Origin of the sequence: Lysinibacillus sp. NPDC096418 (genome assembly GCF_044762775.1) — a bacterium.
Classification (GTDB): domain Bacteria; phylum Bacillota; class Bacilli; order Bacillales_A; family Planococcaceae; genus Lysinibacillus.
Genome location: NZ_JBIWEY010000010.1, coordinates 51,374 through 74,188, shown reverse-complemented (window position 1 = coordinate 74,188; position 22,815 = coordinate 51,374). Strand labels below are relative to the sequence as shown.

General features: G+C 39.4%; 19 protein-coding genes. 4 read left to right on the top strand and 15 right to left on the bottom strand.

Annotated elements, in window-relative coordinates; all coding sequences use genetic code 11:
- Nucleotides 1-156: 156 nt before the first annotated feature.
- Nucleotides 157-771: a PH domain-containing protein gene (locus tag ACIQZG_RS10595; RefSeq protein ID WP_402755150.1), complete on the bottom strand. Its 615-nt coding sequence runs from the start codon at nt 769-771 to the stop codon at nt 157-159.
- 281 nt (nt 772-1,052) lie between these two features.
- Between ACIQZG_RS10595 and ACIQZG_RS10590 the strand changes: the two genes are divergently transcribed.
- A complete protein-coding gene (locus ACIQZG_RS10590; RefSeq protein WP_402755149.1) occupies nt 1,053-1,769 on the top strand; it encodes a response regulator transcription factor in 717 nt (238 codons plus the stop codon).
- A gap of 15 nt (nt 1,770-1,784) precedes the next feature.
- Nucleotides 1,785-3,167: a sensor histidine kinase gene (locus tag ACIQZG_RS10585; protein WP_402755148.1), complete on the top strand. Its 1,383-nt coding sequence runs from the start codon at nt 1,785-1,787 to the stop codon at nt 3,165-3,167.
- A gap of 47 nt (nt 3,168-3,214) precedes the next feature.
- Here the strand turns inward: ACIQZG_RS10585 and ACIQZG_RS10580 are convergent, their stop codons facing one another.
- From ACIQZG_RS10580 to ACIQZG_RS10550, 7 genes are all read right to left on the bottom strand, one after another.
- Nucleotides 3,215-3,574 (bottom strand): YxeA family protein, encoded by a 360-nt coding sequence (locus tag ACIQZG_RS10580; protein ID WP_402755147.1) that lies wholly within the window; start codon nt 3,572-3,574, stop codon nt 3,215-3,217.
- A gap of 1 nt (nt 3,575) precedes the next feature.
- Nucleotides 3,576-5,444, bottom strand: coding sequence for an FtsX-like permease family protein (locus ACIQZG_RS10575; protein WP_402755146.1), 1,869 nt, complete (start codon nt 5,442-5,444; stop codon nt 3,576-3,578).
- Nucleotides 5,431-6,198, bottom strand: coding sequence for an ABC transporter ATP-binding protein (locus ACIQZG_RS10570; RefSeq protein ID WP_402755145.1), 768 nt, complete (start codon nt 6,196-6,198; stop codon nt 5,431-5,433). Before ACIQZG_RS10570 ends, ACIQZG_RS10575 begins: the two co-directional genes overlap by 14 nt.
- 260 nt (nt 6,199-6,458) lie before the next feature.
- Nucleotides 6,459-6,932 (bottom strand): glutathione peroxidase, encoded by a 474-nt coding sequence (locus tag ACIQZG_RS10565; RefSeq protein WP_402755144.1) that lies wholly within the window; start codon nt 6,930-6,932, stop codon nt 6,459-6,461.
- 11 nt (nt 6,933-6,943) lie between these two features.
- A complete protein-coding gene (locus tag ACIQZG_RS10560; RefSeq protein ID WP_402755143.1) occupies nt 6,944-8,278 on the bottom strand; it encodes an FAD-dependent oxidoreductase in 1,335 nt (444 codons plus the stop codon).
- A 1-nt stretch (nt 8,279) separates the two neighbouring features.
- Nucleotides 8,280-9,431, bottom strand: a complete 1,152-nt coding sequence (locus ACIQZG_RS10555; protein WP_402755142.1) for a VanZ family protein — start codon at nt 9,429-9,431, stop codon at nt 8,280-8,282.
- Nucleotides 9,432-9,766: 335 nt separating this feature from the next.
- Nucleotides 9,767-10,054 carry a DUF6509 family protein gene (locus ACIQZG_RS10550; protein ID WP_402755141.1) on the bottom strand — a complete coding sequence of 96 codons (288 nt, stop codon included), beginning with the start codon at nt 10,052-10,054 and terminating at the stop codon, nt 9,767-9,769.
- Nucleotides 10,055-10,154: 100 nt separating this feature from the next.
- Between ACIQZG_RS10550 and ACIQZG_RS10545 the strand changes: the two genes are divergently transcribed.
- The gene (locus ACIQZG_RS10545; RefSeq protein WP_402755168.1) at nt 10,155-11,378 is read left to right on the top strand and encodes an alanyl-tRNA editing protein; all 1,224 of its coding nucleotides are present in this window, start codon (nt 10,155-10,157) and stop codon (nt 11,376-11,378) included.
- Between the two features lie 145 nt (nt 11,379-11,523).
- Here ACIQZG_RS10545 and ACIQZG_RS10540 read toward each other — a convergent pair whose 3' ends face one another.
- Nucleotides 11,524-13,521: a methyl-accepting chemotaxis protein gene (locus tag ACIQZG_RS10540; protein WP_402755140.1), complete on the bottom strand. Its 1,998-nt coding sequence runs from the start codon at nt 13,519-13,521 to the stop codon at nt 11,524-11,526.
- Between the two features lie 301 nt (nt 13,522-13,822).
- Between ACIQZG_RS10540 and ACIQZG_RS10535 the strand changes: the two genes are divergently transcribed.
- Nucleotides 13,823-14,221, top strand: a complete 399-nt coding sequence (locus ACIQZG_RS10535) for a hypothetical protein (protein WP_402755139.1) — start codon at nt 13,823-13,825, stop codon at nt 14,219-14,221.
- Between the two features lie 94 nt (nt 14,222-14,315).
- On the opposite strand, the gene ACIQZG_RS10530 is transcribed toward ACIQZG_RS10535, so the two are convergent.
- The 6 genes from ACIQZG_RS10530 to ACIQZG_RS10505 form a co-directional block, all read right to left on the bottom strand.
- The gene (locus tag ACIQZG_RS10530) at nt 14,316-15,131 is read right to left on the bottom strand and encodes a metallophosphoesterase (protein WP_402755138.1); all 816 of its coding nucleotides are present in this window, start codon (nt 15,129-15,131) and stop codon (nt 14,316-14,318) included.
- A 141-nt stretch (nt 15,132-15,272) separates the two neighbouring features.
- A complete protein-coding gene (locus ACIQZG_RS10525) occupies nt 15,273-20,564 on the bottom strand; it encodes an immunoglobulin-like domain-containing protein (RefSeq protein ID WP_402755137.1) in 5,292 nt (1,763 codons plus the stop codon).
- A gap of 38 nt (nt 20,565-20,602) precedes the next feature.
- Nucleotides 20,603-21,130 (bottom strand): phage tail protein, encoded by a 528-nt coding sequence (locus ACIQZG_RS10520; RefSeq protein WP_402755136.1) that lies wholly within the window; start codon nt 21,128-21,130, stop codon nt 20,603-20,605.
- A 13-nt stretch (nt 21,131-21,143) separates the two neighbouring features.
- Complete coding sequence (locus tag ACIQZG_RS10515; RefSeq protein WP_402755135.1) at nt 21,144-21,650, bottom strand: phage tail protein; 507 nt, start codon at nt 21,648-21,650, stop codon at nt 21,144-21,146.
- 16 nt (nt 21,651-21,666) lie between these two features.
- Nucleotides 21,667-22,179: a phage tail protein gene (locus ACIQZG_RS10510; RefSeq protein ID WP_402755134.1), complete on the bottom strand. Its 513-nt coding sequence runs from the start codon at nt 22,177-22,179 to the stop codon at nt 21,667-21,669.
- A 22-nt stretch (nt 22,180-22,201) separates the two neighbouring features.
- Nucleotides 22,202-22,570, bottom strand: coding sequence for a GNAT family N-acetyltransferase (locus ACIQZG_RS10505; protein ID WP_402755133.1), 369 nt, complete (start codon nt 22,568-22,570; stop codon nt 22,202-22,204).
- Nucleotides 22,571-22,815: the final 245 nt, after the last annotated feature.

Here is a 22,815-nt window from a genome sequence, read left to right as displayed (position 1 = left end):
TTGGTTGATTTTTTTCAAGCTCTTGCAATTCGTTTATCATTTTTCGACACGCTCCTAATAGTGTAATTTCTATTTTACATATGTAGATGTTTCAAATACGTCTGACTAGAACCTAAAATGAGAGCCCTCTACTTCCAAAGCAGAGAGCCACGTCGATTAATTATTGATGTATAAATCAAAGATGTGCGAAAAATCTTCCTTCGCATATTTATCCTTATGATCGACCATCCATTTGTTTGAAAAGCTTGTGATTTCCTTGAATGAAGCCGCTGGTGTAATATTATCGTTCCCTATTCGACCAAGTGATGCTGACGCAATTGATAAACTTTTCTCCGCAACGCTTAACTTGTAGGCATTTTGCTTTTGCTCATAACTAATGGCATGCAACGCCTTATATAAATCTTTAATGTCGTCAATAAAACGCTTATGGATGTCGATAGAAAGCGGAATATTGCCTACTGTAAACTTAATTTCGACATCAAGATCAATAGTTCCTGCTGTTTCCAGAAAAACATCACCAATTGTATGCATTGAATAATCGTAGCGGCGGAGCATACGTTTTTTACTCATCGCATTTGCACCATCTACATGAATCAAGGCACGGTTAGTAAAGCAGTATTCATCTGCCTTTGTTTTAATTAAAAAATATATTTTTTCATCGATCTCGTGTAGGATAAAATCATCTGCATCCGTTTTATCGTAGTCCTCGCATGGTACTACTATTCCTATATCCGAAAGCCCAAGTGCATCTGCTGCTAGTTTTTTAAACATCGCTATTCCTCCTGAATTATCATTTCTAATTCTACGTTCTTAAATTGGGAAAAGTTTCATTTCGGTATAAAAGTATATGTTTTTATTGATTGAGAGTGGTTTGATGGATATATGAGGACGACTTCATGACCTAGTTGAGCGAAGCTTGCCTGCACTTTTTTAATTTTTTAGATATAAAAAGGAGATACTTTAGATGGATGTATTCAAGACTATGTCTACACTTCGTATTTAAGGAAATTTTGATTTATAATCAAATATCATAAGGAATGGAGCGAAACGATATGCAAGAACCAATCATTTTAGTCGTCGATGATGAGGCGGATTTAGCTAATCTCCTAAAAGTAAGCCTTCAAAAGGAAGGTTTCAAATATATTCACACAGCTGGTACCATTTCTGAAGCATGGACAAACTTTCAAAGGGAATCACCAGACATTGTGTTGCTTGATGTCATGCTTCCAGATGGTGAAGGGTATGATTTATGTCGTCGCATTCGTGAAATTTCCCATGTACCGGTGCTTTTTATGTCGGCTAAAACAGAAGAAATCGATAAAATTTTAGGTCTTGCAATCGGCGGGGATGATTACATTACCAAACCATTTAGTCCAAAAGAAGTCGCTTATCGTGTAAAAGCACAGTTACGAAGAGCGGGTTATCAAACTCAAGATACTTCATCTATTCTTGATACAAAGAAAGGTGAACTAAAAGTAGGTCCTTTTTCGATGAATGCTGATGAAACCGAAGTACATAAAGATAGCGTATTGCTAGAGCTAACGGCTAAGGAAGTTGGCTTAATGGCTTGCTTCATGCACAATCCAAACAGAATTTTAAGTAAGGAAACTTTGTTTGAACGCGTTTGGGGCGAAGATTTTTATGGCTCTGATAATACAGTCATGGTCCATATTCGACGTCTACGTGAAAAAGTGGAGAGCGACCCATCTAATCCAAATTTCATCACTACCGTTAAAGGCTTAGGCTATAAATTTATTATTGCACAGTAAGGAGGCTCATCATCTATGAAATGGAGACTCACTGCTCAGTTTTTATTATCTGTGTTATCCATCGCTATCATTGTAATTTTCGTTAATACAACAATTTTTATTGGCCTGTTCATTTACCAGCAAACAACAAACTTCCAAACACATGAAGCTGCTAATAACGAGCAATTCACTCGGGAATTCGAGCAATACATTCAATATCATAATGGCGATATTTCCTTTGATGCCAATGGTTTACAGCTATTGAAGGAACATAACTCGTGGGTACAAGTGCTAAACCAAAATGGTGACATGATTGGCGGATATAATGTGCCAGACAATGCCTTAGAACACTACTCGCCTCTCGATTTAATCCAAACTTACAAATACCGAGAAATCGATCAGTCCACAACTGTTTATATTGGGGGAAATAATGAATTTAACTATTTAATCGGTATTCAAGATAGAAGTGTGTCTCGCGTGGTATGGAATTTTTCACCTTCATCCTTTTTACAGCTTCTCGGAAAGTTTGGCTTAGCTATTATTATCGCTGATTTACTAGTAACAGCGCTTATTGGTTGGTTTTTTGGTCGTGCATTGACGAAACCACTTTATGCGGTAATTGAACAAATTCAGCATTTAAAAAATCGCAAGCATACACAAGTAAAAACGCCAAAAGGGTTATATAAACCTGTTGTTTCTACTTTAAACGATGTGTCGCGGGAGCTCGCTGCCCATGACCTGGAACGAAAACGTCTTGAAATAATGCGTGAGGAATGGATTAGTAATGTGTCACACGATATGAAAACGCCATTAACTTCTATCCGTGGTTATTCTGAACTATTACGTGAAGGTAATTTAACAAAAAGCGAGCAAGCAGATTATGCACGCATTATCGAAAAACAATCACTTCATATGCAGGATCTACTGGATGATTTAAATTTAACAATGCGTCTCCGCCATCAGCAATTACCATTGCAACTGCAAGATACCAATATCGTGCAGCTTGTACGTGAAATTGTAATAGATACACTCAATATGCCGCAATTCGAGCAGGCAAATATAACGTTTGATTCTACTACAGATACCATTACACATAACATAGACGTTCATTTTATGCGACGTGCTATAGTGAATTTTTTATCGAATGCATTGTTACACAATCCACATGATGTTGAGATAAAAGTCCGTGTCGATACAGATTCTATCACCATATCCGATAACGGTAAGGGCATAGCAGAAGAAGATCTTGAGCACATTTTCGAGCGATATTACCGTGGCACAAATACCGAGCATACTATAGGCACAGGTCTTGGCACTGCCATCGCCCGAGATATTATTGAAGCGCATGACGGTACTGTTTCAATCACCTCAAAAGAAAATGAAGGAACTACAGTTAGTATTTATTTGGCAACACTTTAATTTTCCCACAAAAAAATGCCCCGAAATCTCCGGGGCATCTTCATTCATTATTTCAACTTTTCTTGCGCTTTTGTTGGTATCTCATCGAACTGTACTTCATCATATGATGATACCCCCTTGCCACCTTTAACATACAGTTTTAAATACGCATCTTTACGTAAATTTTTAGTAGCAGAAAATTTCAATGTTCGCTCTTTTCCACTCTCATCGTAAGACGGTAGCTCGTACCAATAAGTTTCGGCAATCTTACCAGTATTTAATTTATATTCTTCTAATTCGCCGTCTGTCGTCACTTGTACATAGTACGTATCTTTATTTATACGATTAAAATCGACAGTCATTAATACTACCAACGCTCCCACAAATAGGATAAAGACAGCGCCCACCCCAATATATACTTTTTTCAAATTATTTCTCTCCTTGTTTTACAATTTTATAAAAAGATCGCACCGTAAAAATGTAGTAAATTGCATAGATTGCTGTATATGCAAGCATCCAAATAATCACAGGTCTTAAAATATCCATGTTAAATAGCTGTGAAAGTGCTGTTAAAGCAAATGCACTGTGCAGTATTCCAACAAGAAGTGGAGCACCGAAAATAACAGCTACCTGACCTGCAATTGTTTTGATCATTTGCTTGCCACTCACCCCGATTTTATTCAAAATCGCATATTTTGCCTGGTCTTCTTCCGCTTCGGTTAATATTTTAAAATAAATAATACTACCTGTAGCTGCTAGAAATACAAGTCCTAAGAAGCTACCCACAAAAAGTAATGAGCCTACACTAGCCATGCTATCTTCATAGCTTCGAGGCACACTTGAAAATGATTGTTGTTGCTCTGATGACAGCTGATCATAAATGACCTTGGACACCTCTTGCTGTTTTAAATCATCTTTCATACCAACCACTTGCATGACCATGTCTTCAGCGGTTGTCTTCGTAAATTCCTGATCATTTACGACAAGTACTGTACCTGCCGGGGAAAAATTCAGTACACTTTCCGTGTACATTTTTTCAACATTGAAAGACTCCCCGTTTTCTAATGTAAATTTTTCTCCTGTGTAATCATGTGAAAAGCGCTCATCATACGTAACATCAAGTAAAATTGCTGAACCGTCTGCAACATGTAATTCACGCTCTACACCTTGCAATTTTGCTAAATGATTGTAATCTGATTCCTTCAATAACGTGTATTCAAAAAGGGAATATTCATTATCGACCCGTAAATTCTTCACATCTAACGCATTGTTATAGATAACGTCTTTCTGTGAAAATTCAACTGCTTCGCCCTTCCACATGAATGTATTCGGCATTGCCTGGCGTACTGAATTTTCAACATTATAGTAAAGACCAAACGATGCACCACCTGCTGTAATCGTCGTCGCACTTAAAATCGCAATAATTGACAGCGACTTTGCATTAGCACGAATACGGTAAAGTAGTTGAGATACGCCAATTAAATTAAGCCCTTTCCATGACCATACCGTCGCCTTTTTCAACGCCGTTAACACGAATACACTCACACTATGGAACAATAGATACGTTCCAGTAATTGTTACTCCAATAACCACTAAAGGCGTACTGATTCCAAAGAACTTCCAAATAGGACTTGTGGAAATATCCGACATCGAAGTGTAGTAGCCACATACGACAAGAATAGTACCTACTATTGCAATTAAAATTGATGCTCGTGGCATTTTTTCGCCCTGTTTCTCAGCGTGAAATAAATCAATTAGCTTAAATTGATAGATGACACGATAGCCCTGAAACGATGTAAACAAGAACAAAACAGCAAAAACTACTACTGTATTCAGTACTGCCTGTCCCGAAAACGTTAAATTTGCCACAACCTCATAGCCCATTAAGCGCACTAAAATTGTTAGTAAAATTTTCGACATAAAAAATCCAATAACAATTCCTAACACAAGTGACATAAATCCAATGACAAGGTTCTCAAAAAATAACATTAAGCCAATTTTTTGCTTACGTACTCCCAGTAATGAGTAAAGTGCTACTTCTTTTTTCCGCTTCTTCATAAAAAACGAGTTGGAATACGCAATAAAAATAACAATGAAAAACAGAAGAATAATTGCCGATGCAGACATCAGCCCTTCGATTTTTTGCGATGTGCCAGTCAACGCCGAAATTTCATCATTGTATTTCAGCGTGACAAACGTAAAATAAATAACAATACTGAACACCATTGAAGCAATATATAAAAAGTAATTCGATAAATTTCGCTGAATATTTTTTTGCGCTAAACTAAATAACGTCATTAACCTCACCTCCGATACCTGCTAGCACCTGCAGGATCTCTTGGAAAAATTGCTTGCGTGTTTGTGTCCCACGGTAAATTTCTTTTGATAGCTGCCCGTCTTGAATAAATAGAATACGCTGACAGAAACTTGCCGCAAACGCATCGTGTGTCACCATCATAATTGTAGAAGATTGCGATTTATTTAAGTCACTCAGACTTTCGAGTAAATCAGTGGCCGATTTTGAATCGAGCGCACCTGTTGGCTCATCTGCAAAAATAATCTGCGGCTCTGTCACAAGGGCGCGTGAAGATGCCGTTCGCTGCTTTTGTCCACCCGATATTTGATAAGGAAATTTATCCAGTAAATTGCTAATGCCAAATAACTCTGCAATTTTATTTACACGTGTGTTAATTTCCTTCGCTGATACTTTCGCAATCGCAAGTGGCAACACAATATTTTCACGTACCGTTAATGAATCGAGTAAATTATAATCTTGAAAAATAAACCCTAAATTATCACGGCGAAAGTCTGCTAGCTCCGCATCCTTCATATGTGCCAAATTCGCCTCACCAATTACGATATCACCTGATGTTGGCGTATCAATTGTGGCAAGCACGTTCAGTAGCGTTGATTTCCCAGCACCCGAAGGCCCCATAACGCCTACAAACTCGCCCTTTTCTACTTCAAACGTTATATTCGAAAGCGCTGTAAATGTGTTTGCGCCTTTTCCGTAAACTTTCCCTACATTTTGTACTTTTAATAATGGAGTCATTTGTCGCTCACCTCTTCTTTGTTTTGCATTTGACTACAGTATACCCACCCAAACTTACAATAAAATTGTGGCAAGCTTACAAGAACCTTAAATTGTTTCCCCCGTTATCGCAAAGCTCTTGAGATTTATCGACACATTTCTCAGGTTTATCGGACAACTTTTGCATTTTATCGCCCAACTTTTTTAAATTATCGACATCCACCTTACAAAAAACAGCAAAAAGAGTTCATACACAATCAGTGCATGAACCCTTCATCTTCTTAAGCTAATACTTTTTGTATGTCTTCCTCAAAGCTACTTGGTTTATCCGTTGAACCAAATCGAGCGACAACTTCACCCTCACGATTGACTAGAAACTTTGTAAAATTCCATTTAACACTCTTTCCAAGAATCCCTTTTGAATGGGATGTCACAAAGTCAAAAAGGGGATGTGCATCCTTACCATTCACCTTTATTACCTCATGCATAGGGAATGTGACACCATATGTCAAACGACAATTAGCAGCTGCTTCCTCTGCCGTTGCCACTTCCTGCTTAAACTGATTAGACGGGAAGCCAAGAACGACAAATCCTCCATCCTTATATTTCTTATATAATGCTTCTAATCCTTCGAATTGTGGTGTAAAACCACACTTTGAAGCCGTATTCACTATGAGCATACCTTGGCCCTGGTAGCGCTCCAAGCTGTATTGTGTTCCGTCCTCCAATTTTACATCGATATCATAAATACTCATCTAGATTCCTTTCACTTCCCATGCATCCTCGCTACTTGCTGTAATGGATCCCATACACCATTAAACGGTGGGGCATACGCCAAATCAAGATCGAGTAAATCTGGTAAAGTCATTTTATTGTATAGAGCTGTTGCAAAGACATCTATCCGCTTATCGACACCTGCTGGTCCAATAATTTGTGCACCAAGTAGCCGTTGGTCACGCTTTTGCACCACAATTTTAATGAATATCCGCTGTGCCCCTGGATAATAGCCTGCAATATGTCGCGCTGATAATTTATACGCCTCGAATTCAAAGCCAAGTTCTTTTGCGGTTCCTTCATTAATGCCAGTCGTAGCTATTGTCAAATCAAAAAACTTCATAATAGATGTTCCAACAATCCCGCGAAACGGCGCAAATTTGCCCGACATATTGAGTCCCGCTACACGGCCATGCTTATTCGCAGTTGTCCCTAATGGCACATAATCTAAACGTTCCTTCACGATGTTGAAATGCATCGCGCAATCGCCCGCAGCATAAATATTTTCGACGGACGTTTCTAAATGGCGATTGACAATGACACCACCATTCTTTGCTAGTGCAATGCCTGTATCTTTCAAAAATTTTGTATTAGGTTGAATTCCTACTGCCACAATGACTAAATCAGTATCAAATGTACCTTTATCTGTGACCACGCGTTCGACACGAGTATTGCCTTCAAACGCTTCCACAGAAGTACTTAAAAGAACCTCCACACCTTGCTTCTTCGCTTCATCATGGACATGCTGAGCAAGCTCTTTATCTAAAAACTTCGCCAAATATCCAATACGCTGTATCAGCCGCACTTCCCTACCACTTGCTCGTAGTGTTTCCACCATTTCTAGTCCAATATAGCCCCCACCGATGACTGTCGCATGCTTAATATTCGGTGTTAAATCAGCCAATAAATCTTCCAACATAGGGATTGTTTTGACCGTATGCACTCCCGCTAAATCACTACCTTTTTCTACTGGCATTACAGGATCTGCACCGGTAGCAATGAGCAACTTATCATATTGAATTTCAAATTGTTCACCAGATGCTAAGTCAGTACCAGTTACCAATTGCTTTTCTACATCGACCCGTTCGACCTCATGCCCAACTCGCGCATCAATACCATACTTATCACGAAATGTCGCTACATCTCTGGCAATGAGGCGCTTGGTGGATGAAATCCGTCCATCCACCACATATGGTAGACCACATTGCCCATATGAATAAATAAATCCACGATCTACCGATGTGATTTCTGCACCTGGTACATTACGATAAATTTCCATAGCAGCTGACATACCAGCTGCATCTCCTCCGATAATTACGTATTTCATCCTACACGCCTCCTTTATTTTTCCTCGTCGCCACTAATTGCGCATACTCATCAATATACAGGCGGCGTTTCCCTCCACTCATAATGACACGCACAACATGTATGACAATAACTAACCAAAGAATGACAAAGGCTACAAACGCCATTAAAGTTAACACAATTTGTAGTACATAAAATGGAGAATCCATATCCAGCTTAATTTGGCCTAATATTCGAATCACCTCAAAAATACTGACTGTCGCTAAAATCGCCACGCATCTTCGCCAAGATCGACGTACTACGTTTTCCTCGCTCGTCATCGTAAAGCCCATCATCTTCATCCCAAGTGTCGCACCTTGCGTGAAGCTTGGCACAATGCCAAATAATATGATATATAATACGAACTTCACAATAAATTCAAGTATGTCAGTATAGCCTGTCACAACACTCACAATGAACCACAATATATGTGCAATAAACATATCAATCACCAGTGCCAGCAAAGTAGATAATGGCTTAACAATATCTTTCTCCACCATTTCTGCAGCCTTTGCTTCTACTGCCGCATGAGACGGAAACAATGCCCACACAACTGGTGCTAAGAAGAAGCCAAGTAGTGCTCCTGTAGTATTTAGCATTAAATCATCCACATCAAAAATACGATATGCACAGTTGTAGATGCCGTAAATCCCTGTTACTTGTGTTACCTCATAAAATAATGTTAACGAAAAACTAAGTGCTAATGCACGCTTCCAGTACTTTCTTTTATTAAAGAAATAGCGCAAGTATATCCCAAATGGCATAAGCAATAAAAAATTAAAGAATGCCTGAAAAAACGCAGGCTGTTTAATCACATAGAGCCATGTTGTTGGCCTTGTCAGCACAATACCGCTATCTTCCATAATATCCGCTACAAATTGGAAAGGACGCAAATTATAATGTATTGTATTCGCTGACTGTAGCGAGCATGTATCACGTGTTTCCGGCAATGGCAACATCACTAAGCACAGCGCTGCCAAAAAATAAAAAATAAATGAGAACATAATAACCGTTTTCGATAGCGATAAAAAACTGTACTTACGATACGTGTAAATAAGCCACGGTACAAACAACACAAACGACAGTACAACTGTCACTATCGATGCAACCCAAATAGAATTCGTATATACCGACATAAAACCACCACTTTCAAATAAAATTTCCGTATCTTGTAATTTACAAACCACCTACTAGGATAACCAACCAATACAACAACAATATTTCAATAAACTTAAAAAAACCTTAAAGAACAAATGCGCTAAAGCACTCGTTCACATCCAACAGCTGCTTGCGAGCCCTAAACGAAAGTAAACGTTCCCCCACTTTCGTCCGAAGAATCGAAGCGACCTCGAGGATGTAGCGCTTTAACCTAGACGACTATGTTCTAGGCTATCCACAGGAATAAAATTTATAGTTTCCTTAACAGTGTAAAACCGCCTCTTTTTTGAAAGAAACGGTTTCCACATTATGCTTATTCTTTTGTTAATACCTTTTGGCAGAACGCTAAAATCGTTGCTAATTCATCATCTTCTAACTCAAAGTCCAAATACTCGTTCTCTGCTTTTTCAATGATGAAATAATTTAGGATAAATGGTTCGCCATCCTTTTCACCAAGTAAGACGCGAATTTCGATACCAGCCTCATGATATAATTCATCTTCTTCATCGATCTCTACATCTAAAATAAATTCGTAACGTTTGCCTTCTATAATATTTGTTGGGTCTAAAATTTCTTCAACTGAAAATTGTGTAATGTTCATATTTGTAGCTCCTTTAGCATGACCTGTTCTTTTAATAATAAAGCAATTTCAGCGTTGGTCAATTGAAAACTCATATACAGCCTTTAGCAATTATGACAAAATAGAAACACAATGTACTAAGAGGAGGCATCTCAAATTGAAAGAGTACTTATACTATCAAGACGCTATGCTACAAGAGTTTAATGCAACGGTGATACGTACAGGAATTGAAGAAGACGGGCGAAAATTTATCGTACTATCAAATACAGCCTTTTACCCAACAGGCGGCGGTCAGCCGCATGATACAGGCACATTAAACGGTATTTCCGTAATAGATGTTGAAAAAGTTGACGATGAAATCCGTCATTATATAGATGGTGATATCGCTACCCTAACAGATGATATTCACGGCAAGCTAGATTGGCAACGTCGTTTTGACCATATGCAACAACATGCAGGTCAGCATATTTTATCAGCCGCTTTCGTAGAATTATTTGACGCACCGACCGTAAGCTTTCACTTAGGTAGCGAGCAAGTAACAATTGATATTGCTGTAGATACCTTATCCGAAGAACAGCTTTCTGCAGCAGAAACTCGCGCAAATGATATTATTTTAGAAAACCGTCCGATTTACACCAAATGGGTAACAGAAGATGAACTCAGTGAATATAACTTACGTAAAGATATTGCAGTAACTGGCGATATTCGCCTCGTTATTATTCCAGATTATGATTACAATGGTTGCGGTGGTATACATCCCACATCTACTGGACAAGTCAGTGCCATTAAAATTCTTGGCACCGAAAAAATGAAGGGGAATATACGAGTCTCATTCGTTTGCGGCCGTCGCGTACTCGCAGAACTCTCGATGCGCAAAACAGTATTAAGCGATGTTGCTCGTCAATTAAGTGTTCCAGAAATTGAAGCCTCAACAGCATTAACAAAAGTATTAACGGCGCAAAAAACGACAGAAAAGGCACTTACTCATGTAAAAGAAGAATTACTTACTTTTGAAGCAAAAGCCCTAGCTATTTCAGATAGTCTCGTTTTAGCTGCACATTTCAGACAACGTTCCGTACAAGAACTACAAAAACTAGCCCGTTTCACTGCTACTGAACGTCCTGATTCCATTGTATTACTTGCCTCAGAAAATGAGGGGAAATTGCAATTTGTTGCTGCACGCGGTACCCAAGTAGAGGCAAGCATGAAATCTATTGCCGCAAAGGTTTTGCCACTCATCAACGGTAAAGGTGGGGGCAGCGACAAAATGGTACAAGGTGGCGGTGAGTTCACTATGTCTGCTGAACAACTACTGATCGAGATGCAAGGCGTGTATAATATTTGACCACATTTGTGAGTTTATCCACATGAGTACGAGTTTTATCAGATACATTTCCACATTTATCGCCCAACAATTTATATTTATCGACATGAATCTTACAAAACGAAAAAAGAACCTTGCAAACTATCGCTCGCAAGGTTCTTCCATTTTATAATTTAAATTTCTGTACGGCGTTGTATAAACGTTTCGCCATTTCAGAGAGTTCCACGGTTTGATTATTCATTTCGGCAACGGTCGTAATTTGTTCATCCGTTGCATTTTTAACCTTATGGACATATTCACTTGCGGCATGTGCGGTTGCAGCCATTTCCTCCATTGAAGCAGAGACCTCTTCCGTATTAGCAGACATTTGCTCGGCTGAAGCATTCAATTCTTCAATTTGACTAGCAATCGATCCTACTGCACTCACCATTTCTTCAAAGCGTTCTCCCACTGCTTGAATTGCTGTAAGACCTTGCTCTACATTTGCCTCACCCGACTCTGCTGCCTTCACTGCCTCTAATGTATACATTTGTACATTATCAATTAACACATTAATTTTCGAAGCGGATTCTGCTGTTTGCTCCGATAATTTACGCACTTCTTCCGCAACAACTGCAAACCCTTTTCCTGCATCACCAGCACGTGCTGCCTCAATCGATGCATTGAGTGCAAGTAAGTTCGTTTGGTCAGAAATATCGGCAATCATTTTTGATATCAATCCAATTTCCTTCGACTCTTGTGCGAGCTTACGAATAACGTCTAACTCAATATCGGTACCGACTTGAATCTTATTCATACGTGAAATGGACTGTTGTACAGCACCATTACTTTCACTTATTTTTTCTGAAATAAAATCTGCATTTGAGGCAACGGAAGAAGCTACCTCTGCAACATTTTGAACACCTAGAGCCATTTGTTCCATTGCCGAAGCACTTTCTTCAGACATGACAGTTTGGCTTTGTGCACCGCGATCTACTTCCTCAATCGCCCCCGCTATTTGCTTTGAATGTTTTGTAACAGCTATGACATCTCCCATTAAATCACAAGATGCATCATTCACAGCGGTTGCTTCTATTTCTACCTGTGAAATCATCTCACGCATATTATCTGTCATGCGATCAAGTGCCCGCGTCACAGTTCCCATCTCATCTAAACGCTTTAAATATTTTTCGGGAATCTCCTGTGTAAAATCCCCCACTGATAAGCCTTCACTAATACGTACAACATGGCGAATCGGTCTACTTACCGAACGAGAAATAGCAAACGAAATGAGTAGTCCAAGTATCGATACAATAACGGTCATAAACATAAAATTACTTTTCAAGCGTGAAAGTCCAGCGAACATTTCATCTTCAATCGCAATTACACCCATTTTCCAACCATTATTTAATGTATGATAACCCATCAAATTCGTGCCTGTTTCCTTCGTATCAAAAGTAAAGTAACCTTCAGTATTATCAATCATTTCTTGAGCAGCTAACGCTTCACCTGTTGATTCACCCGTTTCACTAGCTACTAAAATTGAATTTGTTTGTTCTTTCACTAGTGTACGATTTTTATGACCAATAACCGTACCTTTAGCATCTACTATAATAGCGTATCCACTATTGCCAACCGTTATATCCTCAACGATTTCTGATAAATAATAACCATCAATACGAGCTAGTAACAATGCATCTTCACCTGTCACCGTATCTATGGGTGACACGATTAAAATAACCGGCTCACCTGTTACTCGGCTAATCGTAAGTTCTGACATAACAGACTTGCCAGTAAAACCAGCCTTTACATAATCGCGATCACCTAAATCTGCAGTTGTATCATCTAAATAATGTGCCGTACCATCTGCTTTAACAATCCCAAAACTCAAATAGTTCTCGCCATCTTCTAACCGAGTATTTAAATATTTTTTCTGCTCCTCAAAGTTCATACTCTGAATCGCTGGTTGCTCAGCAATCGCCTCAACCTCTACTAATGTTAACTTGAAATGTTCTTCTATGTATTTCGATACATCTTCTGCTCTTGCCTCTAAATTAGATTTCACTTGCTCGCCTACAGCATTTGTACTGTTGACCCATGTAAATATTCCAAGCGTACCACAAGTCACTAATACAAGTGCAATGATTGCAACAATTAACTTACCACCAATACCTTTTATCCACATGTTCAATCTGCCCACTTTTCATCTGAATTTGATAAAATATTGCGCTCCCCTTCTTACTTCAGAGTAGGTTTATTAGAATTGGTTGTCAATAGAACTTTCCCAACGAATTAAATAAATGTATAAAAATGTATGTTAACACTATTTCCACAGGAGTTACAGTGTAGTTCCACTAAATATTTATCTATTACTTCCTGATTACTATTCACTTTTTTTGTTAATCATAATATGTAATACAGCATTACCTAAGCTACAATGTTGTTCTGATAAATCATCGAAAACAATGTTTCGTAGGAGGTTTCCTATGGATCCATATAATCACAAAAAACACGCACGTCGACCGAGTAAGAAAAGAAGTACTCATCTCAAAATTGTAGAGACTACTGTCAAAACTGTTTGCGATGAGGCAACGATACTAGAAGTTGTAGTCGTAGAAGAACCGAATATTCCTAGTGAATCAAAAACACAGCATACTGCGGTGCTTCACAAACAAACTATTAAAGTCATTGCTATGTTTCTGGCCTTTTTCATCAGTATCTTGTTAACGATTCCTTTTGTCACGCTTGGGCATCCAATCGTAATTTCTGGACCGTTCGAAAAAGTAAAATTCTATATAATTATTGCAATAGTTCTTGGACTCAGCCTATCCTTGCCATTTTTCATTTTCTTGATGTGGACCATTATAAAAACTCGTTTAAAGTGAAAGCGAAGAATATTTTCTACGTTTATTATTTGAATAACCAATTTCAAAAAAACAAAGCACTGCATAGGAATTTTTCCACCATGCAGTGCTTTGTTCATTTATTATGCAATTCAAACACAACGATTTCCGGCAAGTTAAATATACGATAAGGGACAGTACTATTCCCTAATCCCCGACTAACAACCAAACTTGTTGCATCTTTCTCGTAAATACCCGCTGTATATTTAGGGAATAGTCCCTGACCTGGTGCTACAAGCCCACCAACACCAGGAATACGAATTTGCCCTCCATGCGCATGGCCAGAAAATACAACATCAATTTTGTTATCTCCATACACATCAAACATTTCAGGTCGATGCGCCAACAGCAATGTAAAACGCTCTTGCGGGATATGTGCAGTAGCCATTGCAAGCATATCATTTGTCTCCATACCCATTAGCGGATCTTCGACACCAATAATCGACAAGCGCTCCCCGTTGCGCTCTAACACGGTCGATGTGTTGGCCATCACATGTACACCTAACGATGATAGCGCCTCATAAATTTCGTTCACCTTATTTGTCGCCACTTCATGATTTCCTAGTACATAGTAGACATCCGCTAATTTTACAAACTGCCTTACTGCTTGCAAGCTCTGTTCTAAATTATATCGATTGCTATCCACTAAATCGCCCGTAATAAAAATTACATCTGGATTCGCATTCTTCACCTTTTGCACTAGCTTTTTCTGCCTACTACCAAAAACAGCATCATGCAAATCTGATACTTGTACAATGCGCATGCCATCGAAGCTTGAAGGAACACGCTCTGATTCATAAACATGCTCACTTACTACAATCCAATGATTGTTTATGTACAAAAAGACGACCATAAAGATAAGAAAAAAGCCTATATATAATAATTTTTTCACTCGTAATCGCTCATTTCACAGCTTCTATTTAAGACACACGTCTCTCTATATTATAAGCAAAAAAGTATCAAATTGTAAGTCTAACACACAGAAAACCCAAAAGGCTGACGCAAAGTATCACGTCAGCCTCTTGGCCATGCTCTATTCAGTTGCAGCAGCTTGAATCTCATTGAATGCCCAATGATCGATTGGTACATCCAAGAAGAATTGCTCTATACTTGCTGTTTTGGGTTCTCGTTCAAACAAACGATTCAACACTTTCACCGTCTGCGCACGTGTTAAATAGCCTTCTGGATTAAATGTAGACGAATTCACACCTGCCATAATGCCTAATGCGCTTATTTTTTGAATGCATGGCGCCGCCCAGTGTTGGTTACTCACATCATTGAAAGTGTGTTTCTTTGTATCTGCTGTACAATATGCTGCTGGTTCATCTGCTGCACATCGCTTATCAATCCAACGAATTGCGATTGCCGCCATTTGTGCACGTGTGATTGACCCGTTTGGATCGAACGTTTCGTCTTCACGTCCATTCATAATACCTTGTGTACGAACATATTCAATCTCTTCTTTTGCCCATGATGCTGCTGTATCCGAATAAGACACCTTTGATGAAACAGGCACATCATTCTCGCTTAAGTTACGCGCAAGCATAGCGGCCATTTGCGCACGCGTAATTTGTGCATTTGGTCGAAATGTGCCATCTGCGTAGCCTTGGATATAGGGTGGTTGCGTATACACTTGTGGTATTGGCAATTCTTCCACTGGCACTTTTACAACTGCCATTTCTTCTGGTAAATACAGCACAGCAAACGTTGAGAACTTCTGAATGGTAAATTGAATGCCCAATTTGCCATCTACAAACGTTACAACTTTCCCACTTACGATTTCCTTCGTTTCATCACTATGCTCAATAAAGATTGCTAAGTGATTTAACTGTTCCTGCGTTACATCTGTTGGTAGTGGTAATGTGATTTCTACCGCACGATTTTGCATATTTGTTTCAATTTTCATCGGACGGTCTAGTACGTTGATAACTGTGCTATTCTTCTTCTGTACAATGACTTCTTTTTTTGCACGTTCCTCAATGTCGAAAATCTCTGCCTCTGCTTTAATCGGCACTAGGCGGAAGTATAAATCTTCATTAAAGGTCTCTAATGAACTTGTAGGAATCATAATTCGGACATTGTTTGTTACAATTTCAAGATTCACTTCACCGTTTTTCAGAATCGAGACAACGTCCCTCGGTACCGAAAACTGGATTTCATTCACTTTATCCTGCTGATCAGGCAGAGTAATTCGAGCTATGTTTGTTCCTTGTTCTCTTAATTTCGCAATCGCTTCTGCCGCACTTTGCAGAGTTAACGTCACTCTATCCTTCACTGTTCCATCGTTATTCGTTGTTCGTTTAATAAGTGTTTTGGAAACGATTTTGCCATTGCTAGCCTCCACATTCACGACAATATTCTCCACTGTTGATGTCGGAATTGGTGATGAATCCGATGTTAGTGTTTGATCTGATACCGGTGTCACAGGCGGATAGCTAATGTCTTGCATCTTAACAATAATTGTGAATTTCTTTGAATCAGTTACATTTCCCTTTACAATCGTTGTCGTGAGTACAACTGTGCTATCTCCTACAGCTGGACGTAATACGCCTCCGTTCGCTGTCACAACAGCGGGATTACTAGATGTCCAACTAATTGTTGTACCGTCTGCTCCTGTTGTTGGTAGGTAGAGATTTTTCGTTACATTTGTTTCACTATCTCCCACACTGTAGCCAATTGCTAGCGCTGCTTTAGCATTCGCTACTGCCTCTGCGTCTGTTTGAATACTTGCCTTTACTGTAATCGTAAAGATTTTTGTCTCTGTTATGAGACCTTTTGTGATAGTTGCTGTTAAAGTGACTGTTTGATCTCCTAATATATGACCCGGGCGTACCACTGTCCCATCATTCGATACAACAGATGTATGACTAGATGTCCAGCTAACAAACGTACCCTCTGCGCCTGCTGTTGGTAGTTGGAGATTTCCCGTTACATTCGTTTCACTATCTCCCACACTGTAGCCAATTGCGAGTGCGGATTTTGCATTTGCTACTGCCTCTTCATCTGTTGTTGGTAGCACAATAATACTCACCCAATGCGCGTACAGCGTAACACTTCCTGCACCCATAGAAAATGAACTAGTTGGCGCATACAATGTTCCTGTGCCATCTACCTTCGTATTCCAACCTCCAAAGGTATAACCTGTTTTTTCTAGATTACCTGTATTGGACAACACCGTTACAGGAGCGTGTGCCAAATAATTTGTACTATCTATAGGAACTGTCCCCCCTGTATTACCATTGCCATCATAAGTCACGGTATACGTTAAAGGTGCTGATGTTGTAAATGATTGATTTACTCCGTAACTGGTACCTTGGGCATTAATAGCATACGCTCGGTAATGATAGGTTGTTCCTGGCGTTAAACCGCTAAGATTTGCCGTATATAAACCTATGGTACCTGCTACCATTTCCTTACTATTTGAGGTTGTCGGATTCGCAGTCGTTGCATATACAAAACCACGCTCAGTTATAGCAGTACCTCCATCAGCTGTTACATTACCTCCAGCCACGGCACTTGTTGAAGTCAGACTGGTAATTCCATCTGTTGTAACAGTCGGTGCTGTCACCGGTGTAACCGTATTCGCATTGGAGAATCCACTTTCTTCTCCATCTACTACAAGTGTCGCATTCCCTTTTGCTATCACTTTGTACGTATACGTACCCGCTCCATTCGTCTGAATAGCGCCCGAAAAATCAACGCCACTAGTAGCGTTTCCAGCTAAAACATTTGTGGCTGTGCCTGCTGTTGTACTATCTTTATATAACTGCACATCATAACTCACTGCACTTGCGACACCAATCCACTTGGCTACACGTCCATCCCAAGTCAAGCCGTCTGTTACTGTTGCTAACTTGATGATGGTTTGAGAACTAGACGCAGCTGATGCGGGTCCGTCTAAATAAGTTGTACCGTTACCTTTTGCTGTAACAGTCACTGTATATATACCAGCCCCTGCTGCGCGCATTGCTCCCAAGAAGTCGTGGGATATTGTATTTGCCGTTTTACTTACAGCACTTCCTAACGGGGAGCCATCTTTATAAAGTTGCATTTCATAAGAAGATTCATTTGCAACATCCTCCCATGAAGCGACGCCTAATGGATTTAAGGACACACTCGTTACTTTATCAAGAGAGACCGCCGATACGGCTCTTGTTACTATAATTGTATACAATTTTTTTGTTGTGCCATTTTCTGCTGTCACCTCAATAATAATCGCATTAGGACCTACATTTAAAGAGATAGGACCACTCGATTGTCCGCTAGTAACAGTCGTACCGTTTACCTTGATTGTTGCCTTACTGTCTGCTGTTGTCGGTGTAATATTCAAACTTGCCACACCATTCGCTACACTGGCTGTGTAACTTGTCGTGCCTGCTGCGAAGGGCTGATCTAAAGTTCCGCTAGAAAGGACTAAATTGCTTAAATTCGCATTTGCGCTAGGTGCGACCGTTGTAAAGTTCCATGTCGTAGTATTCGAAATACCTTGCACTCCTTGATGAGCAGAGTCCTCAAAGGCACCTGCATCTATTTGTACATAGTAAGCTGTACTGTATGCAAAATTTGCCGTTGGGGTAATGGTTAAGGTTAAGCCATTGACCGTGACGTTCGACGAATTAGCAGCAATTGATTCTACTAAACTAGCATCCGATTTATATATACGGATATTTTTTCCTGCGACCGCCGTAACAGCTTCACTAAAGGTCATCGTCAAATTCGTATCAACAGGGACACTCGTTGCATCGTCTACCGGTAACATCGGTACGAGAGTTGGTATAGTATCTTCATTTACATCTGTGACGGTGATAGTGAACACTTTTTCAAAATAAAGACCTCCGCTATCCGTTGCTCGAATTCGTACACTATAGCTATTTTTCGCTTCAAAATCGAATGATGCACTTGTCTGTAGCTTATTACTATTAATATTAAAACTTGCATTATCGGTACTTCCTGAGCCAGATACTAAACTATACGTAAAGGTATCCCCTGCATCTGGATCTGTTGCACTCAGTGTGCCTACTACTGTGTTAGCAGGCTTATTTTCCTCTACAGATGCTGCACTCAGTGTGATATTGGTTGGAGCTTCATTCACATTTGTGACATTGATAGTGAACGTTTTTTCAAAATTAAGACCTCCGCTATCCGATACTCGAATTCGCACACTATAGCTATTTTTCGCTTCAAAATCGAATACACTATTGGTACGTAAATTATTACCAGAAATATTAAAACTTCCATTGTCTGTACTTCCTACACCAGATACTAAACTATACGTAAAGGTATCCCCTACATCTGGATCTGTTGCACTCAGTGTGCCTACCACTGTGTTAGCAGGCTTATTTTCCTCTACAGATGCTGAACTCAATGTGATATTGGTTGGAGCTTCATTCACATTTGTGACATTGATAGTGAACGTTTTTTCAAAATTAAGACCTCCGCTATCTGTTACTCGAATTCGCACACTATAGTTACTTTTTGTTTCAAAATCGAATGATGCATTTGTCCTTAGCTGATTACCATTAATAGTAAAGCTTGCATTGTCCGTACTTCCTGAGCCAGATACTAAACTATAAGTAAAGGTATCCCCTACATCTGGGTCTGTTGCGCTCAGTGTGCCAATAACCGTGTTTGCGGCTTGATTCTCCGCTGCAGATGACGAACTTAACAAGATGTTAGTTGGAGAACTATTAGCTGCAGATCCATAAGTAATTTCAAGATATGGATTGTATTGGCTGCCTACTGTATTTCCGTGCTTTACAATATTCAAATTTTTAGAATTACTAGTCATGATCAAAGTAAGATTTTGCATGTCAACTACAGATGGATGTTCCAGTAGCTGTTTTACATCAATCTCATATTGAACAGGTGTTCCCAGCTTTGAAATATTTTTATTTTGAGATGGCGCTCCTGTTACAATGGTTGGAAATCCTCCTGGAAGAGTACTACTAGTCCAGCTATTCGAACCCACTCTAACAAGAAGGTTAGCATCTGATGCCCCATCAACAGTGTCACCACTATTTACTATAGACAAATAAAGTTTTGCTGATGCTATATTCTTAGTCGTATCAATAGTATTGAATTTCATTGCAGCGAAATCCTCTGTAGTAGGGGCTACGTTACGAGCAGATACAGAATACCTGTCATCGTCACCCACTGAAATAACACTACCATCAGACCTCTTTTGTACATTCAACTGCTCCACAGGGTATAATTTCTCAGGCGTACTTGCTCTAACAGGCTGAATACCCATCATTGAAAAAATCAAGAACAGTATGATGGTCATCGTAAAGACTTTATGCAGCATATTATTCTTAGAAAAAGTCAAGCGCATACCTCCTCTCTTTCTATTACTATCTAAATCATTTATTGTCTAGGCGGATACATACCCTCCAAACAAATTATAAAATTCGTTACCAAATAGGGTTGCATGTTATTATGTGGTTGCCCTCCACCTTGAGACTGCACTACTGTCGTCTGCATTGCAGTAGGAGTGGTCAAACTAACATAAGGAGTTTGAAAAAAAGGAGGCGTACTTCCCCATAAAGCATTAGCAGGACTGGATACTCCGCCACCCGTCTGCGCTGAACCTTGTGCTCTATGGTTATGACTAGGCATTTCTGCAATGCCTAGTGAAACTGTATTTGAACCAACCTGACTTCCTATCGTTCTCGGAGTAAGTCCAATCCCATTTCCAAAATGCATTGGTGCACGCTCTCTTAAATCCGGTAATTTAAAATTGTTTACTCCATCTCCGCCATAAGAGACGCCAATGATGGAATACAAAACTGCATTCTGCTGAATTGATAATTGTGCTCCGTCACACAGAGCCCATCCGCGTGGAGCAAAGGATCCAGCAAATATTCTAATTTCCCCCACATATGCTTCTGCCATTTTACATTCCTCCTTAATTTCGAGATGGATAAATCCCTTGAACTGCGATACAAAAAGATAGCGTTAGATACGGCTGCATATTAGTATGCGCGTTACTCTGCCCTTCAACTGACATTGCAGCTGCATTCATTGTTGTATTTGCAGTTGTCGTCGTTGCATAGATAAAACGCCCATTAACTGCACCCCACGCATTATTTTGTGGTGAGGGCTGGTTTGTGTTACCTGAATCCGCCAAAACTTCGTGTGTATGTGAAGGTATTTCATTTACCGTTAATGTATGCGTTGCTTCACCTCCGACCGCTCCATAAGCAATCGTATTTCCTTGATGCAAAGGGACTCTACCTTGTAAATTAGGAACAGCAAAATTTGTACTACCGTTTCCTCCATACGTTGTTCCTAAAAGTGAATAAAGTGCTTGATATTGTTGAATAGGCAATATTTGTCCGTTACATTGAATCCATCCTTTTGGGATGATCCCGAAAGCGAAAGGTCTAATCTCTCCTAAAAATGGCTCTGCCATTATCGTTCACTCCTTCCTATTGTTGTGTAGGGAAAAGTCCCTCTGTGGCGATAATAAAATTAATTGCCATAGACGGCATTATATTGTTATGTGGTAGATTCCCTCCTACTAATGTTATGAGACTCGCATTCATCTGTACGATATTACTTGCTGCATCGGTCTGATAGTTATCAAGATCAGAAACTCCCCATACATGATTAGTTGGTGGGCTCTGTGATGCGTCATTTGGATTATTATTGGCATTCAACAGATGTGTGTGTGCAGGAAGCTGTGCTTGTGTCAATGTGACTGTTTCAGTTCCTCCTTTACTGCCAAGTGCGTATTGTGGACTCTTATGGATAGGAATTCTTCCTTGCAAATCAGGTAATGCGAAAGTTGTCTGACCATCACCTCCGTAAGTAGTGCCAATTAATGCAAAAAGCGCCTCATTCTCCGAAATTGATAGCGTTTGTCCGTTGCATAATGCCCATCCTACTGGCGCATAATTTCCACTGAACATCCGAACTTCTCCTAAATATGCTTCTGACATTTTTCACCCTTCTTTCTATTAACTATATTTCTTGCCATTGTATCCTCACATATAAACCATTTGCCTCAACCACTCGAAATCCAAGCCTTTCATAAAGAAGCCTTGCAGAATTTTCATGAAAAACTTGCAACGTGACTGGCTTACCATACTTACATGCTCTTTGTTGGAGTAACTCAATAATAAAAGTTCCGATTCCTTTTCCTTGGAAACTTGAAAATATGGAAAGATCTACAAGACGGAAGTGTCCTAGAAGGTCTTCAATGATACATCTTCCTACATACTCATTTTCATAAAGAACAATATAATGATTTGCATTCGGAAATTGCTGACTATAAGAAAGTTGTTGAGCCCGCCACTGCATGCTTAAAAAAGTGTTTATTTGATCAGGCACCCCCAAGATTCAATTTCTTTTTGCCTAGTAGATGCATAGACTTCAAAAAGAAAAGAACCATCCTATTCCTCTACGGTTCTCAGCTCACATTTCATACGCACCATCTGTAAATTAATGTTATTTCAATTTTTGATTACCCATTAAATAACAAAAAAATTCTATATTAATTAATATTACACATTAATATTTTTGTATTATGGTTATGAACCAATAAGATTCATAACTAGTGTAACATCCAGCAAACA